The organism is Tenacibaculum sp. E3R01 (genome assembly GCF_003318185.1).
Lineage (GTDB): Bacteria > Bacteroidota > Bacteroidia > Flavobacteriales > Flavobacteriaceae > Polaribacter > Polaribacter halocynthiae.
The window spans coordinates 73,630-85,544 of record NZ_QOCC01000008.1 but is presented as its reverse complement, the minus strand read 5'-3'; the positions used below and the strand labels follow the sequence as shown (position 1 = coordinate 85,544).

Below are 11,915 nucleotides of genomic sequence, written 5' to 3'. Positions count from 1 at the left end.
TTAAAACTTAAATACAAATAGGATGAAAAACATAATATTAGCATCTTTTATAGCTTTAGTAACCATTAATACTGGGAATGCACAAAGCAAAAAGAAAAAAGATAGAGAAGCTATTAAGAAAATGTGTGGTTGCTTTGAAGTAACTTTCAATTTTGCAGAAACATTTAACTACAGTAAAGATTCTCTTTACAAGGCTTCAAAAACTAAATCGGATAAAGCCTTAGAATGGGCTGAATTAATCGTTGATGAAAAGAATGAAATATCTATTCAACATTTACTACAAGTTGGTAATCCTAAAAAACCATACATCGTAAAACACTGGAGGCAAGATTGGGTATATCAAAACAGAGATTTTTACATGTTTAATGGAGACAATAACTGGATTTACGAAAACAAATCTAAATCTGAAGTTAAGAAACAGTGGACGCAAAAAGTATATCAAGTAGATGATAGTCCTCGTTACGAAGGCTCTGGTACTTGGGTCCATGTAGATGGTAAAAGTTATTGGGAAAGCACAACTGATGCTCCATTACCTAGAAGAGAATACACTAAAAGAAGCGATTATAATGTAACTGAAAGAGGTAACAGACATGAAATAACAAATTACGGTTGGGTTCATGACCAAGACAATAAAAAAATAATTAGAAAACAAGGTGTAAAAGATATTGTATTAGCTTCTGAAAAGGGTTATAACACCTATGTAAAAGTACCAGACAGTAGATGTAAAGGTGCTCAAGATTGGTGGAAGAAAAACACTAATAAATGGCAGTTAGTTAGAAATAAATGGAATGAAGTATATGGCAGAAACAATAACTTATCATTAGAAAGTAAAGTAAAAAATAAACCATTATACAAACATTTGTTCTCTGATAAAGTAACTCAAGAGAAAGATATAAATGAAGCTATTGAATCTTTTGTAAAAAAATAATTCAAACAATACACAAAACCTACTAAAAAACAAACAATGAGATTTATATTCTCGCTACTACTAGCCTGTACATTTGTACAAATAACATTCAGTCAAACAACACTACAAGGTACTGTAAAAAATGAACAAAATGAGGTAATCCCTTATGCTAACATTTATATAAAAGGAACACAATTAGGAAGTGAAAGTAAAGAAGATGGTAGCTTTATTATTAAAAACATTCCCTATTCAACCTATACTATTATTGCAAGTGCAGTTGGTTATACTAAATCAATAAAAGAAATTGAACTTAATAATAGTAATGTAAATATTACTTTTATTCTTAAGTCCGACACTCAATTAGATGAAGTTGAACTTTTTGGTTCAAGAAGAAAAAGAGCAGAAAAACTAGAAACATTAACTAGACTCCCTTTAGCTCCAAATGAACAATTACAAAGTATTTCAGTTTTATCACATAAATTAATTAATGATCAAAATGCTATAACATTAAGTGATGTTACTAAAAACGTTGCTGGGGTATACACTTTTGCTACCTATGGAAACATTAGAGAAAGTATGTCATTAAGAGGTTATAGAGGTATTCCTTTACTTAAGAATGGTGTTAGAATCAATTCCGATTTTAGAGGAGTTGGAGTTATAACAGATATGGCTGGAGTTGATAACATTCAAGTTTTAAAAGGTATCTCTGCAATAAGTCAAGGACTTGGTGGCGATTTAGGATCTGCTGGTGGTGTAATAAATATTGTTACAAAAACCCCAAAGTTTTATAGTGGTGGTGAAGTTAGCTTAAGAGCTGGAAGTTTTGGACAACTTCGCCCAACTTTTGATTTTTATGGTCCATTAGACAAGAAAAAAACTGTTGCTTTTAGAGTTGCTGGTTCTTATGACAGAGCTGATAGTTATAGAGCATTTGTAAATTCTGAACGTTTTTATATAAATCCGTCTTTAACATGGAAGCCAAACGAAAAAACAACTATTGTTTTAGAAATGGATTATATGGATGATAGTAGAACTCCAGATCAAGGTACAATCAACTTAGGTACTTATGAAGTTAATAATATTTTAAAACTGCCTAACAATAAGTTTATTGGTTTTGAATCTGATAGAAACAACACTTTAAATACAACGTATGCTATACGTTTTGACAGAAAAATTAGTGATAAAATGAGTATTAAAGCTGGTTTATTTACTTCTGATTTACAAACATATGGTGAAACAAGCTATGCTTTTCAAGGAGGTGGAAGATCTGGGTTACCAGTTTTACCTACTACGCAAAGGTATAGAGAATATTACGCAGGAGGTAGAAGCGACAAAAACAGTGTTCTCCAAATAGATTTAGTTGGTAAAGATATTCAAACAGGGTTTTTAAAGCATACATTTCAAATAGGTGTAGATTATAGAAATACTGAATTTGATAATACAGCCTATACTACAACATACCCTGGAACCAATAATTATGTTGACATTATAGATGTTAATCAACCAATTAACAACACGTTACCTTCTGGTATTAGTTTAACTGAAAACCCAGCAAGAGCTACAGGATCAAAAACAAAATCATACGGTTTTACAATACAAGATAAAATTTCATTAAACCATTGGGCTGATGTATTTTTAGGCCTTCGTTATACTTCATTGGAAAGAACAAAAGGAAACTTTTTAGGTAGGAGTTTAACAGGATCAAAGCGTGATAATGCTTTTAATCCTTTAATAGGTTTTAATATAAATCCAACTGAAAATATTATCATTTTTGGTTCTTATGCAAACAGTTCAAACCCAATGACTTCTTTCTACAGAGATATTAATGGTAACGAACTAGGCACTGAGCGTTGGGATCAAATTGAAACAGGAATTAAATCTACTTGGTTTAACAATGCACTACGCTTTAACCTAACTACTTTCTTTACAAATAGTAAAAACCTAAACCTACAAGCATTAGATAATGCAGGTAATTTCTTAGGGTATTATTTAAAAGGAGGTGAAGACACTAGAAATGGTATTGAAGTTGAACTAATTGGTCGTGTACTTCCTAATTTAGAAATTATTGGTGGGTATTCTTATTTAGATGCAAAATACAAAGATCATGTTTCATACTACTATAATTCAAGACCTATTAATACTCCTAAACATACTGCTAACTTTTGGGCTCGCTATGAATTTCAAAATTATTTAAATGGATTGTCATTAGGGGCTGGAGTATATTATTTAGGTGAAAGACCTCACAATGTTTGGTCTAGAAACTATACACATACAGGAGTTGTTCCTGATGCAAAGCCTTTTGATTTAAAAGCGTACACAACAGTAAATTTTCAAGCTTCATATAAATTTAACAGAAGCTTAAGTTTAGATGTATTTGGTAACAATATATTTAACGCCATAGGCTTTAATGCGTATCGTACTGTATATTTAAATAGAATTCAACCTGCTAGTTTTGGAACAACGCTACGTTATAAATTTTAATTAAAGAAAAATGTTTAAAACAAAATTAATATTCGCTTTTATTGTACTTACTAGTATTTTAAAAGCTCAAACTAAAAACGAATTTTTTGACAGAAAATTTTGGAAAACCAATCCAACCATTGAAACTGTTGAACAAAAAATAACTGAAAGCAACAACCCTACAGCATTAAATCCGTATGGATTTGATGCTGTTGTCTATGCTATTTTAGAAAAAACATCTAATAAGGTTATAAAACATCTATTATCTAAAAAAGGAAATGATGTTAATAAGCTAACCCACGATAAAAGAACCTATATTTTTTGGGCTGCTTATGCAAATAATGTTGAATTAATGAAGTATTTAATAGCCCAAAAGGCACGTATGGATTTAAAAGATTCTCATAATTTTTCTGTTCTTACATTTGCTGCTGCTACTGGTAATAAAAACAAAGAAGTTTACGAGCTTTGTATTAAAAATGGCATTGACATAAAAACGGATGTTGATGAACATGGTGCTAATGCACTACTTTTATTACTCCCTCATTTAAAAGACCTTTCTTTACTTGATTATTTTATTTCAAAAGGAATAAACATTTCAAGTACAGATAATGATGGTAATGGTGCTTTTAATTATGTAGCTAAAAATGGAAACAAAAAAATGCTAGATATTTTAATAAAACGAGGATTACCATATAAAAATCGTAACAAAAACAATGGTAATGCAATGTTATTAGCCACTCAAGGTTCAAGAAAAGGCTATAATTCATTATCCTTTTTTAAGTATTTAGAAAAACTAGAAATACAAGCTAATGTTACTAATAAACAAGGAAAAACTCCTCTTCACAATTTAGCTTACGGTAATAAAGACATTGAAACTTTTTCTTATTTTTTAAATAAAGGAGTAAATGTAAATCAAGAAGATAAAAATGGTAATACCCCTTTAATTAATGCTGCTGGAAGAAATTCATTAGAAATTGTTGCTCTTTTATCTAAAAACACTAAAAGCATTAACCATAAAAACAAGAAAGGAAATTCAGCCTTATCAATGGCAATACAACGAAACTCTTTAGAGGTTGTAGAGTATTTAATTAATAATAAAGCTGACGTTTTGGTAAAAGACACCAAAGGAAACTCTTTAGCCTATTATCTTGTAAAAAGTTACAATACTAAAGACCCAAAAGTTTTTAAAAACAAAATGAATATTTTAATAAACAATGGTGTAAACCTTAAAGAGCAACAACAAAACAACAGTTCTTTATTTCACATTGCTTTAAGTAAAAACAATATTGATTTACTAAAAGAAATTAATAAATTAAAAATTGATGTTAACGCAAAAAACAGTGAAGGCTTAACAGTATTACATAAAGCTGTAATGCAAGCTAAAAACACTAAGATTATAAATTACTTATTAAGTATACATGCCAATAAAGAAATAACAACTGATTTTGGAGAAACGGTATATGATTTAGCGAAGGAAAATGAAGTATTAACTTCTAAAAATGTAGATTTAAACTTTTTAAAATAATTATGAAAATACAAAACTTTAAAAAGCATATTTTAATATTTGGAATATTAATTTTTAGCCTATACAGCTTTACTAAAATAACTACTAGTACTACTTACAAGTGTATGATTCAAATGAAAAATTATACTGGTGAAGGAGCTTATATTGTTATTTCACTATTAAAAGATGGAGAGTACATAGAAACGCTTCGAGTTCAAGGTGATGATGATGAGTGGTATTCTGATATTACTGAATGGTGGAAATTTCAAGGTAAAGTTAGAACAGATATAGATGCTGTAACTGGTGCAACTATTGGTGGTGGAAACAGAACTATTAGTTTATTAAAAATAGATCCTGCTAAAATTAATAGTGGATATCGAATACGTTTCGAATCAGCTGTAGAAGATCAAGAGTACTATAAAAATGATATTGAATTTGATCTTACTTCAGAAAATATTAAAAACAAAATTGAAGGTAAAGGCTTTATTAGATACATAAGATTAATGCCTCAATAAAAGCTAACAAAATGACCATTTCTATATGGAGATATAGCCACTTAACCTTGGCTATATCTTCTTTCTTTTTTATACTAATTGCTTCCTTAACAGGAATTGTTTTAGCTTTTGAACCTATTTCTAAAAAACTAGAACCTTATTTTATTGAGAATTTAGATACTATTTCAGTTTCAGAAACAATTATTTCTTTACACAAAAAATATGATGAAATTATCTCGCTTGAAATAGATGAGAACGATTTTATAAAAACTTCAGTAATTACTAAAGAAGGTAATAATGATACTTTTTATGTTGATCCAATAACAGGAAATAAGCTAGGTAAGCCTAGTAAGAAAAAGCCTATTTATAAATTTGCAACCAACTTACATCGTTCTTTATTTTTAAAATCAACAGGTAGATTTATTATTGGTTTCGTATCTCTTCTACTCTGCTTAATTGCAGTTTCAGGACTTATTTTAATTATAAAAAGACAAGGTGGATTTCTTAAATTATTTTCTAAAGTAATAAAAGAGAATTTTGAGCAATATTATCATATTATTATCGGTAGGTACACCTTAATTCCAATAATAATAATTACAGTTACTGGAATTTATTTATCCCTAGATAAATTTTCTCTTTTACCTTCACAAAAAATTAATCATTCAATTGATTTTGAAGGTCAAAAAAAATCTACAATAATTTCTCCTGAAAATTTTCTGTTATTTAAAAATACTAAACTAAGTACTGTTAAAAGTATCGAGTTTCCTTTTTCAGAAGATGAAGAAGATTACTTTCTTTTAAAATTACAAAACAAAGAATTAGTTATTCATCAATATTCAGGAGCTATTTTAAGTACTAAAAGCACTAATTTAACAGGCTTTTTTTTACATTGGAGTTTACTGTTACATACCGGAAAAGGTTCCTATATATGGGCAAGTATTTTATTACTTTCTTGTTTAGGAATTCTTTTTTTCATCTATTCAGGTTTTATAATGACCTTCACTAGGAAGAAAAACAGCATAATTCCTAAAAACAACATAAAAAAAGATACTGCTGAATTTGTAATTCTTGTTGGTTCAGAAACTGGAACTACATATTCATTTGCAAATTCACTATACAAAGCTCTTTTAGAAAACAAACAAAAAGTATTTATTACTAGTTTAAACAACTATACTACTTACAAAAACTGTAAGTATTTGATAATTTTAACTGCTACTTATGGCGAAGGAGAAGCTCCAAGCAATGCGAAAACATTTTTAAATAAAATTAAAAATGACGCTATAAATCACACCATAAAATATGCAGTTGTAGGCTTTGGCTCTATGGCTTATCCAAAGTTTTGTGAATATGCAATTGAGGTTAATCAAACATTACAACAACAAGCTAATTACTCCCCTATTCTTCCTATTTATAAAATAAACAACCAATCTTTTGATGCTTTTAAAAACTGGGCTATTGAATTAGGTAAAAAATTCGAACTCGACTTACACCTAAAACAACAAGTATTTAAAGTAAATAAACAATATAAGCTTGCTGTGACTGAAAACACAAATATTAATTGTGACAACACTTTTTTAGTTCATTTACAACCTTCAAAAAAAATAAAATATACTTCAGGAGACTTATTATCTATCCGCCCAAAAGAAGATAATATTGAACGATTGTATTCTATCGGAAAAGTGAATCAAAAAATACTTTTAAGTATCAAAAAACATGAATTTGGTATTTGTTCAAATTACTTAAACACTCTAAATAAAAACGAATTAGTTACTGCGTCTATAAAACAAAATCCTTCTTTTCACTTTCCTAAAAAAGCTAAAGAAATTGTTTTAATAGCAAACGGTACTGGTATTGCTCCTTTTTTAGGAATGCTTCATGAAAACCACAAACAAGTAAAAACACATTTATTTTGGGGAGGTAGAACTGAAAAATCTTACAAGATATATTCTAAATTCATTGAAGATTCAATAGAAAAAAAACAACTCCATAACTTACGTATTGCCTATTCTCAAGAAAATACCACCAAACAATATGTTCAAGATATTATAGCAGTAAATGAAGAGGTGATTATTTCAGTTCTAAAAAATAAAGGATGTATTTTAATTTGTGGTTCAGTTGCTATGATGAATGCAACATTTAAAGTTATTGAAAAAATAACTGTAACTAAGCTTCATACTCCTATAGATTACTTTAAAAAATCTAATCAAATAAAAACTGATTGTTATTAAGTAATTTTCATTATACTTTCTAAAACCCTCTTTTTTATCTGAAAAAACAAAGAGGGTTTTTCTCTTTACTACGAATTCTAATTTAATCCCAACGAATTCTAATTAGCTCAATATTTACCTCTATTCCCTAACTACATTTGAAGTATAAAACAAATAAGTTATGTGGTTAGAAAATAGTTATTCAGCAATATTAAATATGTATTTACAAAAATATCATCAATTAAAAATACATATTGGCAGAGATGGGAAAATTACAAAAACAGAAAAAGAAGAGAATGGAAATTGGTTACCCGATAGAAACCTACGGAAAATTTTAAATCAATTACCGAGTAACCTTTCATCATCTAAAAATTTAATAATAATCTTAAAACAATAAATTATGAAAAAAGTAATCAGAACTATAGGAATGACAGTAGCATTGTTAATGTTAATTGGACAATTTACAAGTTGTAACAATGCAAAAAAAGCAGAGAACGCAACCAAAAAAGAAGAAAAGACTGCTACAAATATCATAAAAAAAGAAGAAAAAGTAGTTCACAGAAGTCCTATCGTATTTATTACAGGATATGATAAAAAAGATGATAATTTTTATACGGGCGCAAGAACTTTTTTTAAAGATAAAAATTTCCAAATTATAGAAGACGCATATTCTTTAGAAGAAATTATTCAGTGGTTAAATACAAACGCAACTTCAAACCCATACGGAGAAGTACATATTGTAAATAAAACAAATCCGTGGTTAGGTATGAATTTAGAGACAGTAGTGAATGGTAAAAAAATCACTTCTGAATCATTACAAGAATCCATTAATGAAGGAAATATACCAACATTGAAAAATGTAATTACAAATGACACTAAAATTATATTTCATGCAAATCAGTTGGCAAAAAACACCGCATTAATAAACAACTTAAAAAGTACTTTTATCACAGATAAAACGCCACAAATAATTGCTTCACCGTACTACAATATTTTTGGCGGAGAATTTACAAACCATTATTTAGCAGAACCTTTTTATGTTTTTTACCCTACAGCTAATTCACCAGGTAAAGTAGATTTATCTAAAGAAATTGCTAGAAAATATCCAAATGAAAAAGAAGTAGAATGGTTTGCCGCATTAACTAATGAAAAAGAACGCTACGTAGGAGAACCATATACCTTACAATACAATGTTCCTATAAAACTTGAATTGGATTATCATAATTCTGATAATGATATCCCATCATTTACTATGGAAGAAGAGGTAATGGATTGGATTGCTAATGATGAAGATTTAGCCAATAAAGTACGTGAATTAAACATTCCTGTTGAAAAATTTAGATGGACTTGGAAAGTAAAGAATAGTAAACTTACTTTAAAAGGAATGTCTACCGTATTATGTGTTTTAAAACCTATTACAAAACCTTATGGTGATTTAGAGCATGTAAAACCAGATACAACAAACAAACGTTTGTATGCTATGAAGTAGAAGTTTAACAACCGTTACTATTAGAAAGAGAATATTATTTTTAATAGTAACGGTTAATTTAAGTAAGTTTGTTATATGAAGTTTTTAAAATACATTATTTATTTTTTCTTTTTATTAAAAGCTACATCATTAATTGCTCAAAACAATACTTTTAAAAACTATACCATTAAAGATGGCTTGCCTAGTAATACTATTACCGATATAGTACAAGATAATCTTGGCTACATCTGGTTTGCTTCCAATAAAGGGATTACACAATTTGACGGAAATAACTACATTACTTTTTCAAGAAAAGAAGGTTTAGAAACTAATTACATAACTAAACTAGCTCCTAATAAGGATAGCCTTTTAATAGGTTCGTCAAGTAACTTTTTTATTAAACAACATACTAAATTTCAAATTTTTGAAAGCAAAAAAATTAACTGTATTTCAAAAATTAAAGATCAAGTTTTTTTAGGTACTAAAAAGGGTATTTATCGTTTACGAAACGATTTCTTATCTCCTCTACGTACTAATTTTCAAATAGATTTAACCCCAATTAACGACATTCAATTCGATGGAAATTTTTATTGGGTAGCCACTCAAAAAGCTTTATGGAAAATTGACGATTTATTAAATCCTAAGCTTCTTAAAAGAATAGATTTAGCTAATTACACAGCTCTTATTATTCATAATAAACAAATAATTGCTAGTACATTTAATAGCGGTTTAAAAGTAATTATAAACGACACTATTAAAACAATACATTCAACTACAAAAAATATCAAAGGAGTTAAAAAGATTAATAATCAATTTTGGATATACTCAAATAGTAATGGTATAGAAGTTTTAGATTTAGACTTCTCATTTATCAGAAAAATAAACAAATACAACACACTTGAAACCAATGCTATTTCTACTATTTTTCAAGATAACCAACGTAACATTTGGATTGGAACCAGTGACAAAGGAGTTTATAAACAAGAAAACAAACTTCAAAAAGAAAGCCCTATTCCTTTAATTTCTTTCGAAGATATTGAAGTAGTATATAAAACTATTGATAGTATTAACTTTAACAGTTATAAAGGAATTTTACAAATACCTCCTGGAAAAAACCATTTAGCTTTTACTTATAAATCAATTGATATAAACAATCCTAAAAAAGTTTATTATCGTTATAAATTAAATGGTGATTTTAGTCCTTGGTCCAACAATAACTCTGTAAACCTTGCTAATTTAAAAGCAGGTAATTATACCTTCTCTGTTCAATCAAAGACAGCAAATAAACAAGAAAGTAAACCTATTCATTTTCAGTTTTATATAGACAAACCTTTTTATAAAAAAAATTGGTTTCAATGGCTAGCTATTTCATTACTACTACTACTAAGTTCTTATATTACCTATAAATACATCAAAAAAATAAGAAGGATAAACAAAGAGAAAATCATGAAACTAGAAATAGAAAATCACCTACTTTCTCTTGAGCAAAAGGCTTTACAACTTCAAATGAATCCTCATTTTATTTTTAATGTGCTTAACGGAATAAAAGCTTTGGGTAATTCAGGAAAGCTTGACGATTTAAATACTACAATTAGTAAATTCTCAAATCTATTACGTTCTATACTAAATACCTCAAGAAAAGAAGAAGTTAATTTATCAGAAGAAATAGCTACTTTAAAAAACTACATTTCATTAGAACAACAAATGAGCAGTAGTACCTTTACTTATGGTATAGAAACGAAACTTTCATTTGATGCTGAAGAAGTTCTAATACCACCTATGCTTATTCAACCTTTTATTGAAAACAGCATTAAACATGGTATAAAAAATATTAGCGAAGGAAAAATAACAATTAAGTTTTATGATATTAAAAATTACTTACATTGTGAAATTATTGATAACGGTATAGGCGTTCATCAATCAAAAAAGAATAAAAAAACAAATGACCATGCTTCTTTAGCCATTAAAGTTACTAAAGAACGTATTAAGAACTTAACTTCTAATATTTCTATAAAAATTGATGAAATAATAGAAAACGATACTGTAAAAGGAACAAAAGTTTGGTTTAAAATACCTTTAAAAACTGATTTTTAAAATGAATAAACTCACTGCTATTCTTATTGATGATATATCTTCTGCACTAGAGATGTTGCAAAATGATTTAGAATTGAAACATCCAGAAATAGAAATTATAGGAACAGCAAAAAGTGTAGTTGAAGCTTCTAAATTACTCAGAAAAAAACAGCCCGATATTTTATTTTTAGATATTATGTTGGGAGATGGTACTGGTTTTGATATCCTAGAAATTCACCCAAATTTAACCTCAAAAGTAATTTTTGTTACTGCTAGTGATGAATATGCTATAAAAGCCTTTAAGTTTGCTGCTATTGATTATGTTTTAAAACCGTATTCAACTGATGATTTAACCAATGCAATTGAAAAAGCAAAACTTCAAATTATTCCAAATAAAGAACAATTAACAGTTTTACAAGAATCAATATCACACCCTAACCAACGACCTAAAAAAATCTCTCTACATTCATCAGATAAAATTATAGTAGTTAATTTAGATGATATTATGCATTGTAAGTCAGATAATAATTATACAGAATTTTATATGGCTGATCATCAAAAAATATTGGTAGGAAAAACATTAAAATATTTTTCAGACATTCTTAAAGAATATGGTTTTATAAGAGTTCACCAAAGCCATCTTATTAATTTACAGTACGTAAAAGAATTTATAAAATCTGACGGAGGATACATTGTGTTACAAAATAATAAAACAGTACCTGTATCAGTTCGTAAACGAACAGAAGTTATTGAAGCACTTCAAAAGCTATAAGTTAACTTATTTTATTAATTATGTTAAAAT

The 11,915-nt window shown here is 28.0% G+C and carries 9 protein-coding genes; all 9 read left to right on the top strand.

Translation table 11 applies throughout. The annotated features are described in order from the left end of the window. Positions 1-22: 22 nt before the first annotated feature. A complete protein-coding gene (locus DS884_RS01265; protein ID WP_113785475.1) occupies positions 23-928 on the top strand; it encodes a DUF6607 family protein in 906 nt (301 codons plus the stop codon). A 36-nt stretch (positions 929-964) separates the two neighbouring features. Continuing rightward, complete coding sequence (locus DS884_RS01260) at positions 965-3,388, top strand: TonB-dependent receptor (RefSeq protein WP_113785474.1); 2,424 nt, start codon at positions 965-967, stop codon at positions 3,386-3,388. A 10-nt stretch (positions 3,389-3,398) separates the two neighbouring features. After that, positions 3,399-4,892, top strand: a complete 1,494-nt coding sequence (locus tag DS884_RS01255; RefSeq protein WP_113785473.1) for an ankyrin repeat domain-containing protein — start codon at positions 3,399-3,401, stop codon at positions 4,890-4,892. Between the two features lie 2 nt (positions 4,893-4,894). Continuing rightward, positions 4,895-5,386, top strand: coding sequence for a DUF2271 domain-containing protein (locus DS884_RS01250; RefSeq protein ID WP_113785472.1), 492 nt, complete (start codon positions 4,895-4,897; stop codon positions 5,384-5,386). Between the two features lie 11 nt (positions 5,387-5,397). Continuing rightward, positions 5,398-7,593, top strand: coding sequence for a PepSY domain-containing protein (locus DS884_RS01245; protein ID WP_199488174.1), 2,196 nt, complete (start codon positions 5,398-5,400; stop codon positions 7,591-7,593). 160 nt (positions 7,594-7,753) lie between these two features. Next, positions 7,754-7,969, top strand: a complete 216-nt coding sequence (locus tag DS884_RS01240) for a hypothetical protein (protein ID WP_093871880.1) — start codon at positions 7,754-7,756, stop codon at positions 7,967-7,969. 3 nt (positions 7,970-7,972) lie between these two features. Beyond that, positions 7,973-9,061, top strand: coding sequence for a hypothetical protein (locus tag DS884_RS01235; protein WP_113785471.1), 1,089 nt, complete (start codon positions 7,973-7,975; stop codon positions 9,059-9,061). Between the two features lie 75 nt (positions 9,062-9,136). After that, positions 9,137-11,134: a histidine kinase gene (locus DS884_RS01230; protein ID WP_113785470.1), complete on the top strand. Its 1,998-nt coding sequence runs from the start codon at positions 9,137-9,139 to the stop codon at positions 11,132-11,134. Position 11,135: 1 nt separating this feature from the next. Next, a complete protein-coding gene (locus DS884_RS01225) occupies positions 11,136-11,885 on the top strand; it encodes a LytR/AlgR family response regulator transcription factor (RefSeq protein WP_113785469.1) in 750 nt (249 codons plus the stop codon). Positions 11,886-11,915: the final 30 nt, after the last annotated feature.

What these genes read in the sequence shown, in the direction of transcription:
- DS884_RS01265 (WP_113785475.1), top strand. Translation starts at nt 23, where the DNA reads ATGAAAAACATAATATTAGCATCTTTTATAGCTTTAGTAACCATTAAT.
- DS884_RS01260 (WP_113785474.1), top strand. Translation starts at nt 965, where the DNA reads ATGAGATTTATATTCTCGCTACTACTAGCCTGTACATTTGTACAAATA.
- DS884_RS01255 (WP_113785473.1), top strand. Translation starts at nt 3,399, where the DNA reads ATGTTTAAAACAAAATTAATATTCGCTTTTATTGTACTTACTAGTATT.
- DS884_RS01250 (WP_113785472.1), top strand. Translation starts at nt 4,895, where the DNA reads ATGAAAATACAAAACTTTAAAAAGCATATTTTAATATTTGGAATATTA.
- DS884_RS01245 (WP_199488174.1), top strand. Translation starts at nt 5,398, where the DNA reads ATGACCATTTCTATATGGAGATATAGCCACTTAACCTTGGCTATATCT.
- DS884_RS01240 (WP_093871880.1), top strand. Translation starts at nt 7,754, where the DNA reads ATGTGGTTAGAAAATAGTTATTCAGCAATATTAAATATGTATTTACAA.
- DS884_RS01235 (WP_113785471.1), top strand. Translation starts at nt 7,973, where the DNA reads ATGAAAAAAGTAATCAGAACTATAGGAATGACAGTAGCATTGTTAATG.
- DS884_RS01230 (WP_113785470.1), top strand. Translation starts at nt 9,137, where the DNA reads ATGAAGTTTTTAAAATACATTATTTATTTTTTCTTTTTATTAAAAGCT.
- DS884_RS01225 (WP_113785469.1), top strand. Translation starts at nt 11,136, where the DNA reads ATGAATAAACTCACTGCTATTCTTATTGATGATATATCTTCTGCACTA.